The sequence below is a fragment of the Streptomyces sp. NPDC028305 genome (assembly GCF_055569495.1).
The window spans coordinates 612,881-632,240 of sequence record NZ_JBVHTN010000002.1 but is presented as its reverse complement, the minus strand read 5'-3'; the positions used below and the strand labels follow the sequence as shown (position 1 = coordinate 632,240).

The 19,360-nt window shown below is 71.9% G+C and carries 15 protein-coding genes; 8 read left to right on the top strand and 7 right to left on the bottom strand.

Features of this window, described 5'->3' with window-relative positions:
• The first annotated feature begins 40 nt into the window (after positions 1-40).
• Entirely contained in the window at positions 41-1,186 is a 1,146-nt protein-coding gene (locus tag ACZ4WQ_RS09435; protein WP_398374397.1) for a TDT family transporter, read from the top strand.
• On the opposite strand, the gene ACZ4WQ_RS09430 is transcribed toward ACZ4WQ_RS09435, so the two are convergent.
• The 7 genes from ACZ4WQ_RS09430 to ACZ4WQ_RS09400 all read right to left on the bottom strand — a co-directional run bounded on the left by ACZ4WQ_RS09430 (position 1,183) and on the right by ACZ4WQ_RS09400 (position 10,324).
• On the bottom strand, positions 1,183-1,533 hold the full coding sequence (locus ACZ4WQ_RS09430) for a UBP-type zinc finger domain-containing protein (RefSeq protein WP_311723313.1): 351 nt from the start codon (positions 1,531-1,533) through the stop codon (positions 1,183-1,185). The two genes, ACZ4WQ_RS09435 and ACZ4WQ_RS09430, sit on opposite strands and share 4 nt — an antisense overlap.
• A complete protein-coding gene (locus ACZ4WQ_RS09425; protein ID WP_361186489.1) occupies positions 1,530-2,975 on the bottom strand; it encodes an ATP-binding protein in 1,446 nt (481 codons plus the stop codon). Before ACZ4WQ_RS09425 ends, ACZ4WQ_RS09430 begins: the two co-directional genes overlap by 4 nt.
• Positions 2,976-2,980: 5 nt before the next feature.
• Positions 2,981-4,657: an NAD(P)/FAD-dependent oxidoreductase gene (locus tag ACZ4WQ_RS09420; protein WP_385337452.1), complete on the bottom strand. Its 1,677-nt coding sequence runs from the start codon at positions 4,655-4,657 to the stop codon at positions 2,981-2,983.
• A gap of 134 nt (positions 4,658-4,791) precedes the next feature.
• Positions 4,792-6,534: a pyruvate dehydrogenase gene (locus ACZ4WQ_RS09415; protein WP_398374395.1), complete on the bottom strand. Its 1,743-nt coding sequence runs from the start codon at positions 6,532-6,534 to the stop codon at positions 4,792-4,794.
• 171 nt (positions 6,535-6,705) lie between these two features.
• On the bottom strand, positions 6,706-8,076 hold the full coding sequence (locus ACZ4WQ_RS09410) for an adenylosuccinate lyase family protein (RefSeq protein ID WP_398374394.1): 1,371 nt from the start codon (positions 8,074-8,076) through the stop codon (positions 6,706-6,708).
• 8 nt (positions 8,077-8,084) lie between these two features.
• A complete protein-coding gene (locus ACZ4WQ_RS09405; protein ID WP_311723318.1) occupies positions 8,085-9,506 on the bottom strand; it encodes a cation:dicarboxylate symporter family transporter in 1,422 nt (473 codons plus the stop codon).
• Positions 9,507-9,598: 92 nt separating this feature from the next.
• Complete coding sequence (locus ACZ4WQ_RS09400; RefSeq protein ID WP_385337463.1) at positions 9,599-10,324, bottom strand: GntR family transcriptional regulator; 726 nt, start codon at positions 10,322-10,324, stop codon at positions 9,599-9,601.
• A 215-nt stretch (positions 10,325-10,539) separates the two neighbouring features.
• Here ACZ4WQ_RS09400 and ACZ4WQ_RS09395 point away from each other — a divergent pair, with 215 nt between their 5' ends.
• The 7 genes from ACZ4WQ_RS09395 to ACZ4WQ_RS09365 all read left to right on the top strand — a co-directional run bounded on the left by ACZ4WQ_RS09395 (position 10,540) and on the right by ACZ4WQ_RS09365 (position 19,333).
• The gene (locus tag ACZ4WQ_RS09395) at positions 10,540-12,780 is read left to right on the top strand and encodes an MMPL family transporter (protein WP_398374393.1); all 2,241 of its coding nucleotides are present in this window, start codon (positions 10,540-10,542) and stop codon (positions 12,778-12,780) included.
• A 120-nt stretch (positions 12,781-12,900) separates the two neighbouring features.
• Positions 12,901-14,220 (top strand): sensor histidine kinase, encoded by a 1,320-nt coding sequence (locus ACZ4WQ_RS09390; protein ID WP_398374392.1) that lies wholly within the window; start codon positions 12,901-12,903, stop codon positions 14,218-14,220.
• Positions 14,217-14,873: a response regulator transcription factor gene (locus tag ACZ4WQ_RS09385; protein WP_358844843.1), complete on the top strand. Its 657-nt coding sequence runs from the start codon at positions 14,217-14,219 to the stop codon at positions 14,871-14,873. The genes ACZ4WQ_RS09390 and ACZ4WQ_RS09385 overlap by 4 nt, the downstream gene beginning before the upstream one ends.
• Positions 14,874-14,981: 108 nt before the next feature.
• On the top strand, positions 14,982-15,698 hold the full coding sequence (locus ACZ4WQ_RS09380) for a GntR family transcriptional regulator (protein ID WP_311723323.1): 717 nt from the start codon (positions 14,982-14,984) through the stop codon (positions 15,696-15,698).
• Between the two features lie 56 nt (positions 15,699-15,754).
• Positions 15,755-16,762 (top strand): ADP-ribosylglycohydrolase family protein, encoded by a 1,008-nt coding sequence (locus tag ACZ4WQ_RS09375; RefSeq protein ID WP_385337468.1) that lies wholly within the window; start codon positions 15,755-15,757, stop codon positions 16,760-16,762.
• A 61-nt stretch (positions 16,763-16,823) separates the two neighbouring features.
• Entirely contained in the window at positions 16,824-18,317 is a 1,494-nt protein-coding gene (locus ACZ4WQ_RS09370) for a purine-cytosine permease family protein (protein WP_398374391.1), read from the top strand.
• Positions 18,314-19,333 (top strand): PfkB family carbohydrate kinase, encoded by a 1,020-nt coding sequence (locus tag ACZ4WQ_RS09365; protein WP_398374390.1) that lies wholly within the window; start codon positions 18,314-18,316, stop codon positions 19,331-19,333. Before ACZ4WQ_RS09370 ends, ACZ4WQ_RS09365 begins: the two co-directional genes overlap by 4 nt.
• Positions 19,334-19,360: the final 27 nt, after the last annotated feature.

Here is a 19,360-nt window from a genome sequence, read left to right as displayed (position 1 = left end):
GTGCCTACCGGCCACGTCGGGGACGGGCGACGGTTGCCGCATGCCCCCTCTCCTCACCGCCCCGCGGCCTCCGGCGCACGACGCCGGGCGGCGGCTCCCCGCCGGTCTGCTGCGCGACCTGGACCACCCTGCCCAGCTGTTCGAGAACCTCGGCCCGAACTGGTACGCCTCCGTCATGGGCACGGGCATCGTCGCCACCGCCGCGGCCGGCCTGCCCGTCCGGGTCCCCGGGCTGCACACGGCCGCCACCTTCGTCTGGGCCCTGGCCGCGGCCTGGCTGGTGGCGCTCACCGCGGCGTGGGCCGTGCACTGGACCCGCCACCGCGACCGGGCCAGGGCACACGCCGGACACCCGGTGATGGCCCACTTCTGGGGCGCCCCCGCCATGGCGCTGCTCACCGTGGGCGCCGGCGCCCTGACCCTGGGGCAGGACTGGCTCGGCCGGCCGACGGCCGTGGCCATCGACGTGTCGCTGTGGTCGGCAGGCACCCTTCTGGGGCTGGTCACCGCCGTCTGGATCCCCTACCGCGCCATGACGGGGCACGCCACCGCCCCGGACGCCGCGTTCGGCGGCTGGCTGATGCCCGTCGTCCCGCCCATGGTGTCCGCCGCCACCGGCGCCGCCCTCGTCCCTCACACCGCCGCCGGGCAGCCCCGGCTCACGCTGCTGCTCGCCTGCTACGCCATGTTCGGCATCAGCCTGCTGGCGAGCCTCGTCATCATCACCCAGATCTGGGCGCGGCTGATGCACCACAAGGTCGGGCCGGCCGCCATGACGCCCACCTTGTGGATCGTCCTGGGCCCGCTCGGGCAGTCGGTGACCGCCGCGGACCTCCTCGGCGCCGCGGCCCACAGCGCACTGCCCCGCCCCTATGCCACCGGCGCCGAGGTCTTCGGCTTTCTGTACGGCGTCCCCGTCTGGGGCTTCGCCATGATGTGGCTGACCCTGGCCGCGGCGCTGACCCGCCGCACCGCCCGGAGGGGGCTGCCGTTCTCGCTGACCTGGTGGAGCTTCACGTTTCCCGTCGGTACGTGTGTCACCGGCACCAGCGCGCTGGCCCTGCGGCTGCACTCCACCCCGCTCGCCGCCCTCGCCGTCGCCCTGTTCGCCCTCCTCCTCACCGCCTGGGTCACGGTGGCCCTCCGCACCGCGCGCGCGGCCGCGCGCGGTGCGCTGTTCGCCTAGCCCAGCTGCCGCACCCAGTCCGCGGGCACTCGTCCCGCGGGGCCGGGCGTCGGCTGGTCGGCGGGGTGGCTCTCGGGCCCGGCCAGCTGCGGGCCCGACTCGTACATCTCGGAGGTCTCGTAGTTCCAGAACCAGCCCTCACCCGGTTCGAAGCTGCGGATCAGCGGATGGCCGGTGGCCTCGGCGTGCGCGGTCGCGTGCTTCGCGAGCGAGTCGTCGCAACAGCCGATGTGTCCGCACTGCGCGCAGCGCCGCAGATGGAACCACCATCCGCCGCCGGCCTCGCACTCGGCGCATCCGGTGCCGCTCGGCGGCACCGACGGGTCGATTCCGTTCTGCGGGGTCATGAGGGCTCCTGTGGGGTGTCGGGACCGGTGGCGGTCAGCGGGAGGCGCACCTGGAAGCGGGTGTCGCCCGGGGTGGACTGGACGCGGAGGTCACCGTGGTGCTTGTTGACGACGATGCGCCATGAGATGTCCAGGCCGAGACCGGTGCCCTGGCCCACCGGTTTCGTGGTGAAGAACGGGTCGAAGACACGGTCGCGGATGTCCTCGGGAATGCCGGGCCCCGTGTCGCCGAACTCGACGAGAAGGTGGTCCTCGTCGCGCGCGGTGCGCACGGTCAGGGTGCCCGGGGCGTCGTCCCCGGTGTTCATCGCGGAGACCGCGTTGTCGATCAGGTTCGTCCAGACCTGGTTGAGCTCGCCGGGGTAGGCGGGGATCTTCGGCAGGGTGCGGTCGTAGTCCTTGACGACGGTGATGTGCGGGCCGATCTTCGCGGCGAGCATCAGCAGTGTGCTGTCGAGCAGTTCATGGACATCGGCCACCTGGTACGGCGCGCGGTCGAGCTGTGAGTACTGCCTGGCGGCGTTGACGAGGGTCGAGACCCGGGTGGTCGAGTCCTCGATCTCGTTCATGAGGAGCTCGGTCTCGACGGTGTAGTTCAGCCACCGCACGGCCCCTTCGAGGATGTCCTCGCCCACCGCCAGCGCGACCTGGTCCAGCCAGTCGGTGTCGAGGCCGGCCTGGACGAACGTCGGCGCGAGCTGCCATCCGCCCTCGATGCCGTGGTCGTCCAGCCAGTCGGAGATGGCGTCCTCGAGGTCCGAGGCCTCCAGCGGGCTCAGGGTGGTGGCCTTGGCGACGCGCTCGGCCGTGCGCTCCTGGACCTCGACGAGGATCTGGAGGCTGTCGCGCCGGTACGGGCCCGCCGCGATGGCGCCGAGCTTGTGGCGCATCCCGGCGACCCGCTCCCGGAGCGCCGAGGTGGCCCGTACCGCGGCGGCGGCCGGGTTGTTCAGCTCGTGAGTGAGGCCCGCGGACAGCGAGCCGAGGGCCTGGAGCCGCTCCCGCTGTCCGATGGCCTGCTGGGTGTTCTTGGTGCCGAAGAAGAGCCCTTCCAGCAGGTGGACTCCCATGGGAAACCACTCGTGCATGACGCGGGCGAACGTCTCGGCGGGCAGCACGAAGAACCGCGAGGGCTCGATGACGCGCAGGGAGCTGACGTACACCTGCCGGACGCGGTCGCCCAGGTAGGCGTGGAAGGCTCCCGCGTAGACACCACGGCTGGAGCTCCGGTTCACCTCCACGTCCTGGCCCCCGATCCGGCTGGAGAGCACCAGCGTCCCCTCGAGCAGGACATAGAAGCAGGTGGCCGGTTCGCCCTCGGCGTACACGGGCCCGGGTTCGAACCGCTCCACCCGGCCCTCGCGGCACAGCCGCGCGAGCTGGTCGGGGGCCAGCTTCTCGAAGAGGAACAGGGAGCCGATCTCGGCCTCGCTGCACTGCAATGCGTTCACGACTGCTCCAGATACCGGTGCACCAGCATGACCGCCATGGCTCCCTCTCCCACGGCGGAGGCGACGCGCTTGGCGGACTCGGCGCGCGCGTCTCCCGCCACGAACACCCCGGGGACATTGGTCTCCAGGTGGTACGGCGGCCGGTCCAGCTCCCAGCCGGGCGGGGGTGCCCCGTCGGCGGTGAGATCGGGGCCGGTCAGGATGAAACCGCGGGAGTCCCTGAGCACGGTGTCGCCCAGCCAGTCCGCCAGCGGGGCCGCGCCGATGAACACGAACATCCACTGGGCGTCGACCATCTCGCCGTGGCCGGTCGTGGTGTCGGTCAGGGTGAGCCGCTCCAGCTGGTGCTCGCCGTGGGCGGCCTCGACCACCGTGTTCGTGCGCACCGAGATCGTGGGCGCGTCCGTGATCTGCTGGACGAGATAGTGCGACATGGAGTCGGACAGGGACGCTCCGCGCACGAGGAGGGTGACCGACTTGGCGCCCCGGGACAGATACATCGCGGCCTGGCCCGCGGAGTTCGCGCCGCCGACGATATAGACGTCGTGGTCCTGGCAGGCGGCCGCCTCGGTCAGCGCGGAGCCGTAGAACACCCCGCATCCGGTCAGGTCCTCCACGCCGGGCGCCTGGAGCTGCCGGTACGACACGCCGGTGGCGAGGATGACGGCGTGGGCGGCGATCGCGGATCCGTCCGAGAACCGGACGACGCGGGCGGCGCCGTTGATCTCCAGCCCGGTGACCTCGCGCGCGGTCAGTATCTCGGCGCCGAACTTGGTCGCCTGGCGGCGGGCCCGGTCCGTGAGCTGCGCCCCGGACACGCCGTTCGGGAAGCCGAGGTAGTTCTCGATCCGGGAACTCTGCCCGGCCTGGCCACCGGTCGCCGAGCGCTCCACCAGGACCGTCCGGAGGCCTTCGGAGGCCCCGTACACGGCCGCCCCGAGCCCGGCGGGTCCGCCGCCGATGATGACGAGGTCGTAGAAGTCGGCCGCCGGTGTCGTGGCCAGACCCACCTTGGCGGCGATGTCCCGGTCCTCCGGCTCGACGAGCGCCGTGCCGTCCGGGGTGACCACGAGCGGGAGCCGCAGTCCGTCCTGGCCCGCCGCGGAGAGCAGCCGCCGGCCTTCCGGCTCGTCGGAGGAGTACCAGCGGTACGGCACCTGGTTGCGGGCCAGGAATTCCCGTACCGCCGAGGACCGCGCCGACCAGCGGTGTCCGACGACCTTGGTGATCAGCACCGGCCGGTGTTCGCTGGCCCGCCAGGTCTCCAGCAGATCGTCCAGGACCGGGTAGAGCTTCTCCTCGGGCGGGTCCCACGGCTTGAGCAGATAGTGGTCGAGGTCGACGACGTTGATCGCGTCGATGGCCGCGTCGGTGTCCGCGTACGCCGTCAGCAGCACACGGCGGGCACCGGGGTAGATGTCGAGCGCCTGCTCCAGAAACTCGATGCCGTTCATCCGCGGCATGCGGTAGTCGGCGAGGATCACCGCCACCACATCGCCGCGCAACTTGAGCTCCCGCAGCGCGTCGAGAGCGGACTCCCCGCACTCCGCGCGCACCACGCGGTATGCCTGCCCGTAGCGCCTCCGCAGGTCACGGGCTACGGACCGGGACACTCCGGGGTCGTCGTCCACGGTCAGAATGATGGTCCGCGCGGCTTCTGCGGACTGTGTCATGCCTCTCCCGCCCCGGACTGGCCGACGCCGGGCGGCGCCGACGGTCCGTGTGCAACTGTGCGCCGATGATCCCCATCGTATGGGCGACCATCCTGCTTCGCTACGAAAAACCTGGGTGTATCCATCGGCCGCGTTCAGGGGCGCGGAAGGTTGCGCAGATTGCTGCGGGCCAGATGGACCATGCGTCCCACACCGCCGGCGAGCACGGTGCGGCTCGCCGACAGCGCGAAGCCGGTGACCTGCTCGGCCGTGATCTTCGGCGGGATGGACAGCGCGTCGGGGTCGGTGACGACGTCGACGAGCGCCGGACCGTCGTGGGCGAAGGCCTCCCGCAGCGCGTCGCGCACCTCGGCGGGCTTCTCCACGCGGATCCCGTGCGCTCCGGCCGCCCGGGCGATGGCGGCGTAGTCCGTGTGCGGGTACCCGGTGCCGTGCGAGGGCAGGCCGTCGACCATCATCTCCAGGTCGACCATGCCGAGCGAGGAGTTGTTGAACACCACGACCTTCACCGGAAGCCCGTACTGCACCAGGGTCAGGAAGTCGCCCATGAGCATGGAGAAACCGCCGTCGCCTGACAGGGACACCACCTGCCGCCCCCGGTCGAGGAACTGCGCGCCGATGGCCTGCGGCAGCGCGTTGGCCATCGATCCGTGCACAAAGGATCCCAGGATCCGGCGGCGGCCGTTCGGCGTCAGATAGCGGGCGGCCCACACGCAGCACATCCCGGTGTCCACGGTGAAGACCGCGTCGTCGGCGGCCTCCTCGTCGAGCACCGAGGCCACGTACTCCGGGTGGATCGGGGTGTGCTTCTCCACATTCCGGGTGTAGGCGCTGACGGCGCCCTCGAGCGCGCGGGTGTGGTGGTGCAGCATCCGGTCGAGGAACCGGCGCGAGGACTTCTCCCGCACCATGGGGGTGAGACAGCGCAGTGTCTCGCCGACGTCCCCCCAGACGGCGAGGTCCAGCCGGGTGCGCCGCCCCAGCCGCTCGGGCTGCACATCGACCTGCACCGTCCGGACGCCACGGGGCAGGAATTCGGTGTACGGGAAGTCCGTGCCCAGAAGCAGCAGCAGGTCGCACTCGTGCATCGCCTCGTACGCGGCGCCGTAGCCGAGCAGTCCGGACATCCCGACGTCGTACGGGTTGTCGTACTGGATGTGTTCCTTGCCCCGCAGCGCGTGGCCGACCGGGGCCTTGATCTTCTCCGCGAAGGCCATCACCTCGGCGTGGGCCCCGGCGACGCCCCGGCCACAGAACACGGTCACCCGCTCCGCGGCGTCGACCAGCTGCCTCAGCCGGGCGAGTTCCTGGTCACCGGGGCGGATGGCGGGCAGGTCCAGCGGGATCGCGAGTTCGGCGCCGCCGTCGGGAGAGTCCTGCCCGGCGATGTCGCCGGGCAGGGCCACCACGGACACCCCGCGCCGGCCGACCGCGTGCTGGATCGCCGTCTGGACCACCCGGGGCATCTGGCGGGGCGAGGAGATGAGCTCCGAGTAGTGGCTGCACTCCTCGAACAACCGGTCCGGGTGGGTCTCCTGGAAGTATCCGGTCCCGATCTCGCCGCTGGGGATCTGGGCGGCCAGCGCGAGCACGGGCGCCATCGAGCGGTGTGCGTCGAAGAGGCCGTTGATCAGATGCAGATTGCCCGGCCCACAGGAGCCCGCGCAGGCGGCCAGCCGACCGGTGAGCTGGGCTTCCGCCCCGGCGGCGAACGCCGCGACCTCCTCGTGCCTGACCTGCACCCACTCCATCGCGCGGTGCCGCCTGACCGCGTCCACGACGGGGTTCAGGCTGTCCCCGACCACGCCGTACATCCGCCGCACACCGGCGCGGGCTATCAGGTCGACGTACTGTTCGGCGACTGTCTGCTTGGCCACGGAGCTCCTCGGGTTCGGCGGCGGGGACGGCCCCTTGGGCGGCCCGCCACGGGGACGGGGCCACGCTAGGTGGGTGCGGAGCCGCCGGGTTGACTCTCCGCGCACGGCCTCCCGTCCGGCAGTGCACGGCTCGGCAAGCGCAGGCGCAGGCGGGGACACGGGTCGTCCGGGTCAGCGGGGAGTGCGCGCTCCGCGGTCCGGTGTGCGGACGACGGCGCGGGTCATCGCGGTCGCGCTGCCCAGGTAGCGGGCGGGGTCGCACAGCTCGGCGATGCGCTCGGCGCCGATCCGGTCCACCAGCTCGGGGTGGCCGCGGAGTTCGGCTTCCAGGGTGGTGCCGGTCTCGATGGCGGTGCGACAGGCTTCGTAGACGACGTCGTGGGCCTGCTGGCGGCCGAGGACGGGCGCGAGGTCCATCATGACGGCCTCGGCGACGATGAGCCCTCCGGTGAGGTGGGTGTTCCGGCGCATCCGGTCCGCGTTCACCTCGAGGCCGGAGAGCATGAACTCGGCCTGGTGGAGGGAGCCGGCCAGCAGCAGGAAGGCCTCGGGCACCGCGGCCCACTCCAGGTGCCAGGGGCCGGTGGCGCGCTCGAAGTCCTGCATCATCGCGTCGAGAACGGTCGAGGCCTTGTCGCGCAGCAGCTTGGCCGCGGCGAACATCAGCTCGCTGGAGATGGGGTTGCGCTTCTGCGGCATGGTCGAGCTGGCTCCGCGCCCGGGGACGAACGGCTCGGCGAGTTCGCCGAACTCTGAGGAGCACATCATCATCACATCCCAGGCGATCTTGCCCAGCGAGCCGCCGATCGCGGCGAACAGCGTGACGAGCTCCACCAGCCCGTCCCGCGCGACATGCCAGGTGATCGCGGGATCGCGGAGCTCCAGCTCGGCCGCCAGGACGGCGCGGGTCTCCAGGCCCTCCGGGCCCGGGCCGAGCGAGGCCAGGGTTCCGGCGGCGCCGCCGAACTGCACCATCAAGGCGCGGTGGCGGGCCTGTTCCAGGCGCTCGGCGTGCCGGTCCAGGGCGGAGAGCCACACCGCGCAGCGGTAGCCGAAGGTGACGGGGAGGGCGTGCTGAAGGTGGGTGCGTCCGGCGGTGACGGTGTCGGCGTGTTCGTCCGCGAGCTGCTGGAGGGCGCGGCGTACGCGGTCGAGCTGGTCCTGGAGCAGGGCGACGCCCTGCTTGCACTGGAGCATCACCGCGGTGTCCATGATGTCCTGGGTGGTGGCGCCCCAGTGGAGGTAGCGGCCCGCGTCGCCGCACTGTTCGGCCACCTGCTTGACGAGGGGAAGGACCGGATAGCCGACGATCTCCGTCTCGGTGCGCAGCCGCTCCAGGTCGAGGCCGTCGAGGCCGGCCCGGGCGGTGATCTCGTCGGCGGCTTCGGCGGGGATGACGCCGACCTTGGCCTGGGAGCGGGCGAGGGCGGTTTCGGTGTCGATGATGCGCTGGAGGTAGGCGGTGTCGCTGAAGATCTCGCGCATGGCCGGGGTGCCGAACATGTCGCGGAACAGGAGGGAGTCGAAGACGGTGCTGCTCATGCGGTGTCTCACTTCGCGGTGGAGGGGCTGGTACGGGCGGGTTCGGGGAGGGCGGCGCCGTCCGGCCGGTGGCCGGCCGGGTCCGTCTCCGGCTGCCGGGGCAGGTCTTCGGATTCGGTGAGCGCGAGAAACGCGGTGGGATCGGCCAGGGCGCGCTGGACCTTCTCGACGTCCATCTCCTTGCACCACTTGGCCAGGACGAAGGTGGCGACCACATTGCCGAAGGTGTTGCAGAACGCGGTGGCCATGGACATGAAGCGGTAGACGCCGAAAAGGACGGCCGTGCCCTCGACCGGGAGGTTGCCGGTCGCCGCGACGGTGGAGGCGAAGACGACGAAGGTGCCCCCGGACACGGTGGCCGCGCCCTTGGACGTCAGCAGCATGATCAGCAGCAGGCCGAGCTGTTCGGGGATGCCCATCGGGATCCCGTAGGCGTTGGCGACGAACAGCGTGCAGATGGACATGTACAGGGATGTGCCGTCGAGGTTGAAGGCGTAGCCGGTCGGTATCACCAGGCCGACGCTCTGCTTCGAACACCCGATCCGGGTCAGCTTCTTCAGGAGCCCGGGCAGGGCGGCCTCGGAGGAGGCGGTGCCGAGGACGAGCGTCATCTCGACGCGCACGTACCGCAGGATGCGCCAGATGTTGAAGCCGGCGATCAGGCAGACCAGCCCCAGGACGCCGAACACGAACACGGCGACGACCAGCCAGTACTGGAGGACGAGTTCGGTGAGGGCGAGGAGCATCTTGCTGCCGCTGGTGCCCACCGAGTAGGCGATGGCGCCGAAGGCCCCGATCGGGGCGAGCTTCATGACGACGTTGACGAAGGCGAAGAACGCCTCGGAGACGACCTCGAGACCAGCATTGATCTTGTCCTGGAGATGCGGCTTGAGGGCCAGCAGGCCGATCCCGAACAGCACGGCCACGACGACGACCTGGAGCAGTTGCCCGGAGGAGAAGGCGCCGACGAAATTGTCGGGGACGATGCCCTTGAGGAAGGCGATGACCCCGTGTTCGCCCTGCTCGGCCGAGGGCGCCTGGGCCGCGTCGGCGCCCGAGGTAAGGGATCCCGCGTCCTTGCCCACCCCGAACAGGTTCGCGGCCACGAGCCCGAGGAGCAGGGCCACGGTGGAGACGACCTCGAAGTAGATCAGCGCCAGGAACCCGAGGCGGCTGGCCTTTTTCAGATCGCCGGCCGAGGCGATGCCCATGACGACGGTGAAGAAGACCAGCGGGGCGACGCCCGCTTTGATCAGCGCCAGGAACAGATCCCCGATGATCTTCAGGTTGACCGCGAATCCGGGGAAGGCGAAGCCGACCGCGACCCCCAGGGCCATCGCGATGACGACCTGCGCCCCCAGCCCCCGGTACCAGCGCTTGCGCGCCGCGGGGGGCGAGGCGGCGTCCAGGAGTTGTTCCTGAGATCTCATGCGAGCACATCCTTGTCTAGACATGAGCTGTGTCTAGACAAGGATGCCCACAGAAATCCGCGTGTCAAGGGTCGTCCACTCGTAACCGGGGGTTACTTGCGCTGGAGAACCGTCTCGTAGGCGAAGCGGTCACCGGCATGGGTGCTCACGGTGACCTCGAAGAGTGCGCCCGAGGCGTCGTAGTAGCGGCGTACGAACTCCAGCCCCGGGCTTCCCGGTGCCACCCCGAGATGCGCCGCGGCCTCCGCGGGCACCCCCACCGCCCGCACCTGCTGCACCACCCGCGCCACCGCGCGCCCCGTACGGGCCTCGATCAGGTCGGCGATGAGCTGGCGGCCCTCCTCCAGATCCCCGGCGATCGCCTTGGCGTCACTCGGACCCAGATACACCCGCGCCCAGGAGAGGACCCCGCCGGAACTCCCGGGATCCCGCCGGGTGGAGGTGATGCGCACCTGCCCGGACCCCTCGGCCAGGCCGGTGGCCGCGGACAGGGCGGCGTCCACCGTCACGGGCTCCACCGACAGAATGGACCGCACGGCGGCCTCGCCGTACTGGGTCAGATCCTCGACGCTTCCCAGCTGGGTGGTGAACGCGGCCACCGGCGTCGAGCGCTCCACGCGGGTCCCCGTCCCGGGGTGGCGGGAGATCAGGCCGCCCTGCTCCAGACGGAGCAACGCCCGCCGCAGCGTCTCCCGTGAGACGCCGTACTCGGCCGCCAGCTCGGGCTCGGTGGGCAGCAACTCCCCCACGGTCCACTTCCCGGCGGCGATCCTGCCCATGAGATCGCCGGCGATCACCACGTATCGCGGCTCACCCACGACGAACTCCTTGCCTGTTCAGGACCGGTCCACAAAATCCTAGAGCACCGCCGAGGGGAACCCGCGGAGGCCGGGCGAGTAGTACCGCGGTACTACTTGGCCGCCGGATTGGGTCCCGGGGTGCCGGGGATCCACGGAAAACCGCTCCTAGGTTGAGGCCGGGGTCGATCGGGCCCCGCTCTCGTAGCGATTCTTCTCCTGGTGGGAGTACTTCCGTGGCCACCTTCCTCTACCGGCTGGGCCGGCTCGCCTTCCGACGACGACGGCTCTTCCTGACGCTGTGGATCGTCGTCCTGGCCGCCGTCGGCCTGGGCGCCGCCGGCGTGTCCGGCACCACGACGGACGACTTCACGCTGCCCGGCACCCAGTCCCAGAAGGCGATCGACCTGCTGGAGAAGGAGTTTCCGCAGGCGTCCGCCTCCGGCGCCACGGCACGGGTCGTCTTCGAGGCGCCCGACGGCGGGAAGTTGACCTCCGGCACCCACCGGACCGAGATCGTCGCCCTGGTCGCCGATCTGAAGAAGGCACCGCAAGTGGCGAGCGTCTCCGACCCGTTCAGCAGCGGCCTGGTCAGCAGGTCGGGCACCATCGCCTACGCCCAGGTCACCTACCGGGTTCCCAAGGCCGACATCACCACCGCCGCCTCGGACGCCCTGCACCACATCGCCGACCAGGGCGAACAGGCCGGGCTCAAGGTGAGCCTGGGGGGCAACGCGGTCCAGGACAAGGCCGGCAACAAGGCGGCCGAGCTGATCGGCCTCGTGGTCGCCGCCCTCGCCCTGGTGATCACCTTCGGCTCGCTGATCGCGGCCGGACTCCCGCTGCTGACCGCCGTGTTCGGCGTCGCGGCGGCGATCTGCACCATCACCATCGCCACCGAGTTCGTCGACATGGCCTCCGCCGCCTCGACCCTCGCGCTGATGCTGGGCCTGGCGGTGGCCATCGACTACGCCCTGTTCATCGTCTCCCGCTACCGCGGCGAGCTCCGCGACGGCCACGAGCCGGAGGAAGCCTGCGGACGCGCCCTGGGCACCGCCGGCTCCGCGGTGGTGTTCGCGGGCCTGACCGTGGTCATCGCGCTGGCGGGCCTGAGCGTCATCGGCATCAAGATGCTGACCACCATGGGCCTGGCCGCCGCGTTCGCGGTCGTCGTCGCCGTCGTGATCGCCCTGACACTGCTCCCCGCGGTGCTGAGCTTCGCCGGGACACGCATCATGAACGGCCGCCTCCGGACCCGCCGCATGCGGGCCCTGGAACGCGGCAAGGGCGAGACCATGGGGGTGCGCTGGGGCCGGTTCGTCACCCGCCACCCGGTCAGAATGCTCCTCGTCTCCGTTGCCGGTCTCGGGCTGCTGGCCATTCCCGCGATGTCGCTGCGCCTCACCCTGCCCGACGACAGCATGGCCTCCCCCGGCTCCACCCAGCGCATCGCGTACGACACCCTGAGCAAGGGGTTCGGGCCCGGCTTCAACGGCCCGCTGACCGTGGTCGTCGACGCCCGCGACAGCCACGACCCCAAGACGGCCGCGCGGCGCGCGGTGGCCATGCTGGGCGAGCTCCCCGACATCGCCACGGTGCGCCCCGCCGCCTTCAACCGGTCAGGCGATGTGGCCCTGATCGGCGCCGTCCCGAAGTCCTCCCCCACCAGCCAGGACACCATCGACCTGGTCTCCGCCATCCGTGACCACGGCGCCGCCCTGCGCGCGGACACCGGCGCCGATCTGATGGTCACCGGCACCACCGCCGTCAACATCGACGTCTCCGCCAAGCTCGGCGACGCCATGGTGCCCTATCTGGGCATCGTGGTCGGCCTCGCGCTGGTCCTGCTGCTCCTGGTCTTCCGCTCGATCCTGGTGCCCCTCAAGGCCGCGCTCGGCTTCCTGCTCAGCGTGCTGGCCACCCTCGGTGTCCTCGTCGCGGTCTTCCAGTGGGGCTGGCTGAAGGACGTCTTCGGCGTCGACCAGACCGCACCGATCGTGAGCGTGCTGCCCATTCTGCTGATCGGCGTGGTGTTCGGGCTCGCCATGGACTACGAGGTCTTCCTCGTCACCCGGATGCGGGAGGAGTACGTCCACGGCGCCGATCCCACCGAGGCCGTGGTCGCGGGCTTCCGCCACGGCGCGCGCGTGGTCACCGCCGCCGCCATCATCATGATCTCCGTCTTCGCCGGCTTCCTCCTCGACGACGTCGCGCTGGTCAAGTCGATCGGCCTGGGCCTGGCCTCCGCCGTCCTCTTCGACGCCTTCGTCGTCCGGATGACCATCGTCCCCGCCGTGATGGCCCTGGTCGGCCGACGGGCCTGGGCCCTCCCCGGGTGGCTGGACCGGATCCTGCCGAACGTCGATGTCGAGGGCGAGAAACTGCGCCATGTCCTCGAGGCCCGGCAGGGCGACACCGGCGGCCCCGGCGACCCGGAACACCCGCCCGTGCCGTCCACACCGATCGGGCGGGGCTGAACCGACGCGGAAGCGCCGAGGGGCGAGGGCTCACCGCCCGGCCGTACGATCGCCACCTGAGCGGCGGGCCCGGGCCGGCCGTGTGCCCGAGCCCCGCCCGCACCACGAAGGGCGTACACCGTGACCGCACCATCGCACCCACCCGCGTCGGCGGCCCGCCCCTCGGGGCGCCCGCCCCGCCTCCCCGAGGCCCTGACCAGCGACCCCGAGCAGCGCGTGATCGTCTCGATCATCGCCCGGCTGGCTGCGTGGCGGATGGCCGACCGGGCCCACCCGCGGGTCCGGCGGTGGGGGGTGCCCGCCTTCTGTGCCGCGCTCAGCATCCCGTCCCTGCTGAACCCCGCCAACAGCGCCAGACCCTCGGTGGAGCTGGCGCTGGCCCTCGCCTTCACCGTGCCGCTGCTGTGGCGGGAGCGCCGGCCCGTGGCGGTGTTCGCCGTCACCACCGCCGTGTCCGTGGTGGCCCTTCCCCTGGGCGCCCTGACCGGCGCCGACGCCGCACGGGTCGTGGCCCTGTACAACGTGGGCCGTTTCGGCACCCCCCGACAGCTCCTTGTCGCCATCGCCGTCACCACGGCGCAACTCGTCGCGTGGGCCGCCGTCTTCTGGAGCGGCGGCCAGCTGGAGCACGCCACGCGCCCGGAGGTGGTGACGGCGATGGCGATGGTCGCCATGGCGGCGTTCGCCGGTCTCGGCCTGGCCGGCCGGCTGGCGAACGCCTATATAGCCGCCCTCCAGAAGGAGCGTGACCAGCAGGCCCGCCTGGCGGCCGCCCAGGAACGCGCCCGGGTCTCCCGGGAGATGCACGACATCCTCGGCCACACCCTCGCCGTCATCGTCGGCCTCGCCGACGGCGCCGCCGCCCTCACCGAGACCAAGCCCCAGAGCGGTGCCGACACCCTCCGCATCATCGCCGACAGCGGCCGCGGCGCCCTGGGCGAACTGCGGCGCCTGCTCGCCGTCATCGGCGACGAGCGCGACACGCGGGGCGACGCCCCGCTCGCCCCGCAACCCGGCCTGGCCGACCTCGGCACCCTGCTGGAGCGGGTCCGCGCCGCCGGTCCCACCGCCACCCTGCACACCGAGGGCGACCTGACCGGCCTCGGCCAGGGCCTCCAGCTCGCCACCTACCGCATCGTCCAGGAAGCCCTCACCAACACCCTCAAACACGCCGCCCTCGACACCACGGTCACCGTCTCCGTCTCCGCCACCGCGGGCTCCGGCCCGGTCCGCATCGCCGTCGAGGACACCGGCCCGCCGCGCGCCCCGAAGGCGGGCCCCCGCGACGATGGCGGCCGGGGCCTGGTCGGTATGCGCGAACGCGCCGCCCTCTACCGGGGAGACGTCACCGTCGGCCCCAACACGCATGGCGGCTGGAGTGTCCACGCCGTCCTCCCGACCACCACACCCACCACCCCGCCGGAGAAGCTCCCCGCATGACCACCGTCCTCATCGTCGACGACCAGGCCCTGCAACGCCTCGGCTTCCGCATGCTGTTGGAGGCCCAGCCCGACATGACCGTCACCGGGGAGGCCACCCACGGTGGCGAAGCGGTCCGCAAGACCGCCGAACTGCGCCCCGACGTCGTCCTGATGGACGTCCGGATGCCCGGCATGGACGGCATCGAGGCCACCCGCCACATCGTGGAGTCCGGCGGCCGCTCCCGGGTCCTGGTCCTGACCACCTTCGACCTCGACGAGTACGCCTACGACGCGCTGCGCGCCGGAGCCAGCGGCTTTCTCCTCAAGGACGCCCTTCCGGACGAACTGGTCGCCGGCATCCGCGCCGTGGCCGCCGGGGACTCCGTGATCTCCCCCGGCCTCACCCGCAAACTCATCGACGCCTTCACCAGCCACCTCCCCGGCCGCGCCCCCGGCCAGGAACGCCGGCTCGCGGACCTCACCGAGCGCGAGCGCGAGGTCCTCACCGCCGTCGCCACCGGCTGGACCAACGCCGAGATCGCCGAAAACCTCTGTCTGGCCGAGTCCACCGTCAAGTCCCATGTCAGCCGCGTCCTCGCCAAGATCGGCGCCCGGGACCGCGTCCAGGCCGTGATCTTCGCCTACGACGTGGGGCTGGTACGGCCCGTCTGAGCCGGCCCCGTCGGCGGGAGGAAAGCCGACCGGGAAAGGGACCGGGAAGGAGACCGGAAAGAAAACAGGGTCTAGACAGGACTGGACATGTGTGGCTAGCTTCCAGACATGCCTAAACAGGTCCTCAAGCATCAGCGCATTGCCCGCGTTCTGGCCCGTGAGATCCACAGCGGTGTTCTGGAGCCGGGCAGCAGGCTGCCCGGCGAACACGCGCTCACCCGGCGCTTCTCGGTCAGCCGGACCACGGTCCGCCAGGCGCTGGACGAGCTCAGCAGGCAAGGGCTGATCTCCACGCACGCGGGCGTAGGCTCGTTCGTCGCCTTCGACGGCAGCCTGCTGGACAACAGCCTCGGATGGACCAGGGCCCTGGCCGACCAGGGCGCCCGGATCACCACGGAGGTGCTCCGGCTCGAGGCGGTGCGCGATGCCCGGCTGGCCGAGGAGCTCGGGCTGGAGAACGTGGAGTTCATGGCGCTCGACCGGGTGCGCGTGCTGCCGGAGGGCACCCCCGTCTCGCTGGAGCGCAGCAGGGTTCCGCTGGTCCCGGCGCTGGCGGACGTCCCGGTCGGCGGGCTCCTCGAGGACTCGCTGACCAAGACCCTGGCCGCGGCCGGACTGCGGGCCACGCACGGCGACGAGTGGGCGTCCGTGAGGCCGCTGGCCGCCGAGGAGGCGGCACTGCTCCGCCGCCCCGAGGGTGAGGTCTGGCTCAGCACCCGCCGGGTCGGCCGCGGGGCGGACGGCCGGGTCGTCGAGCAGGTGACCAGCCTGCTGGACCCCGCCCGCTTCCAGCTGCACCTCGGCTTCGGCGAGCAGCCCGAATGAACCGGCACGTGCCCGACCGCGCCGAACGTACCCCCGCACATCGACAGGAAGCCCGAATGAACCACCAGCACGACCGCGCGCTCGGCGCCCTGTACGGCCTGGCCATGGGTGACGCCCTGGGGATGCCCACCCAGATCATGTCCCGGCGGTCGATCACCGCCCGCTTCGGCACCGTCACCGGCTTTGAACCCGGCCCGGCGGACAACCCGGTGAGCGCCGGAATGCCCGCCGGTTCGGTCACGGACGACACCGATCAGGCCCTCATCGTCGGCCGGCTGCTGACCGAGAACGGCGGGCGCATCGAACCGCTGCGGCTCGCGCACGAGCTCCTGGAGTGGGAGCGCGCCATGAAGGCCAAGGGCTCCTTCGATCTGCTCGGCCCCTCCACCAAGGCCGCCCTGGAGGCCGTCTCCCGCGGTGTGCCGCCGGAGGAGGCCGGCAGGTCCGGGTCCACCAACGGCGCGGCCATGCGGATCACCCCGGTCGGCGTCGCCTTCTCCGCCACCCCGCTGGAGCCCTTCGTCGACCGGGTGGCGGCGGCTTGCCAGGTCACCCATGACACCGGCATCGGCATCGCCTCCGCGGCCGCCGTGGCGGCCGCCGTGAGCCGGGCCGTCGACGGCGGAGACCTGGAGGACGCCTTCGCCGCGGCGATCACGGCGGCGGCGGCCGGCGCCGAGCGTGGCCACTGGGTCGCCGGCGCCGATATCGCCGCCCGCATCCGCTGGGCCGTGGACCTGGTCCGCGGGCTGCCCGAGGACCAGGCCTTGGACCGCGTCTGCGACCTGGTCGGCACCAGCGTGGCCAGCCAGGAGTCGGTCCCCGCGGCCTTCGCCGTCCTGGCCCTCGCCGAGGGCGCCCCGTGGCGGGCCTGTCTGCTGGCGGCCAACCTCGGCGGCGACTGCGACACCATCGGCGCCATCGCCGGCGCCATCGCCGGTGCCCTCAGCGGCGCCTCGGGACTGCCCCCCGAGGCCCTCGCCACCCTGCGCTCGGTCAACGGCCTCGATCTGGAGCCGCTGGCCACCGCCCTGCTCGCGCTGCGCGCCGGCTCGGCCGAGTGAACACGCGCCCGCCCTTCCACCCGCACCGGAGCGCCCCCCGTACAGAAAGACAGGTACCACCATGGCCGCTTCAGAGAACGACCGCGTCGGCTCCGTGGAGACCCGTGGCATCGAGCCCGTTCCGGACACCGAGCGCCACGGCCACGCAGGACAGATGTTCTGGACCTGGTTCGCCGCGAACATCAGCATCCTCGGCCTGCCGCTCGGCGCGGCGCTGGTCAGCTTCCGCGGCCTGAACATCTGGCAGGCGGCCGTCGTCGCCGTGCTCGGCTCCTTCGGCTCCTTCGCCCTGGTGGGCGCGTTGAGCATCGCCGGCAAGCGGGGCGGGGCGCCCGCCCTCACGCTGTCCCGGGCGGTGTTCGGGGTCCGTGGCAACGCGGGCCCCACGCTGGTCACCTGGATGAGCCGGCTCGGCTGGGAGACCATCAACACCACCACGGCCGCCTTCGCCCTGCTGGCGCTGCTCGACGTCGCCTTCGGCATCCGGCGGAACACCGTGCTCACGGTGGTCTGTCTGCTGGTCTTCATCGGCTGCACCCTGCTGATCAGCGGCCTCGGACACGCCACCATCATGTGGATCAACAGATGGGCCAGCTATGTCTTCGGTCTGCTCAACCTGGTGGTGATCGGTTTTCTCGCGGCCACCGTGGACTGGGGCAAGGTGGGCCATGCGCCGGCCGGTCCGGTGAGCGCGATGGTCGTGGGCGTCGGCATGATCGCCGCCGGGACCGGGATCGGCTGGGCCAACACGGGCGCCGACTACGCCCGTTATCTGCCGCGGCGGATCCCCGGCGGGCGGCTCGTGGCCGCGTCCGCGTTCGGCGCCGGTATTCCGCTGGTCGTGCTGATCTCGCTGGGCTCGCTGCTCGCGGCGGGTGAGCCGGACCTCGCCTCCGCCTCCGATCCGGTCTCGGCCATCAACGCGATGCTGCCCACCTGGATGTCCATCCCGTATCTGATCGCCGCGTTCGGCGGGCTGCTGCTCTCCAACCACCTGTCCGTCTACTCGGCCGGACTCACCATGATCACCCTGGGCATACGGGTCCGGCGCACCCTCGCCGTCGGCCTGGACGTCATCGTCACCTTCGCGGGCGGAATCTACTTCATCCTGATCGCCAAGGACTTCTACGGCCCGTTCATCACCTTCCTCACCCTGCTCGCCGTGCCGATCAACGCCTGGGTGGGCGTCTTCGCCGTCGACCTCATCATCCGCCGGTCGTACGACAGCGCGGCCCTGATGGACGTCGGGCGGTCCAGCCGCTACTGGTTCCGGGGCGGGGTCGCCTGGGCCGCGATGATCGCCTGGGCCGTGGCCATCGTGGTGGGGCTGCTGTTCACGGAGGCCAGCACCAGCCCGACCGATGTGTGGTTCTCCGGGCCGCTCGCGCACAGCTGGGTCGGCTCCAACGGGCTGGGCTGGGTCGTGACACTGGCCCTCGCGGCCGCCGTCTACGCGGTGCTGCGCAAGCTGGACGGCACCGTCCGCCAGGAGGCCGCGGAACAGCACCCCCAGCAGCGGGTCCTGTCCGCTCCGGCCGCGCGGGAGAGCTCATGAGCGGGCTCGTGAACCCCGGCGCCGGGGACGGCGCCCCCGGCGAGCCCACGCGAGGCCGGCTGGTCCTGCTCGGCAACGCCATCGTCGACCTGGTGATGCGCGTGCCCGCGCTGCCCGAACGAGGCGGCGACACCCTGTCCCAGGACACCGCCCTCACCACGGGCGGCGGCTTCAACGTCCTCACCGCCGCCCGCCGCCTGGGCCTGCCCGCCCTGTACGCGGGCGCCCATGGCACGGGGCCGTTCGCCGACCGGGTGCGGGCGGATCTCGCCCGGGAGGGCATCGAGGTGGTGTTGGATCAGATCGCGGAGGAGGACACCGGATTCTGCGTCGCCTTCGTCGACGACGGGGGCGAGCGCACCTTCGCCACCAGCCTCGGCGCGGAGGCCCGGCTGACCGAGGCGCACGCCGAAGCGGTGCTCGCCGCGCTGCGCCCCGGCGACATGGTGCAGATCTCCGGATACGGGCTCGCCTACCCGGTCAACGGACCGGTCCTGGCCTCGCTCGTCGCGCGGCTGCCGGAACACACCCGGGTCTTCCTCGACCCGGGTCCCCTGGTCGACCAGATCCCGCGGGAGGTACTGGCCCCCGTCCTGGCGCGCTGCGACTGGGTCAGCTGCAACCAGCGCGAGGGAAGGCTGCTGACCGGCCTGGACGACGCCCACGGGGCCGCGGCCGCGCTCGCCGCCCGGCTCGGCCCCCGCACCGGGGTGCTGCTGCGGGCCGACGCGGACGGCTGCTGGCTGGTCCCGCCCGGCGGCGAGCCACTGCACCTGCCCGGCCGCCGGGTGACCGCGGTCGACAGCAACGGCGCGGGCGACGCCCACACGGGGGCCTTCCTGGCCCTCCTCGGCCATCGGCTGGACGTGGTCGCGGCGGCGCAGGGCGCCAACGCGGCGGCCGCCTTCGCGGTCACCCGGCACGGCCCCGCCACCGGACCGACCCCCGACGAGCTCCTCCGCTTCCTCGACGGCGACCCGCCCACCGCTCAACTGTCCTCGGCGCTCCGCCGGTAGGAGTTGCCCGGCGCGCCGTGGCGATCG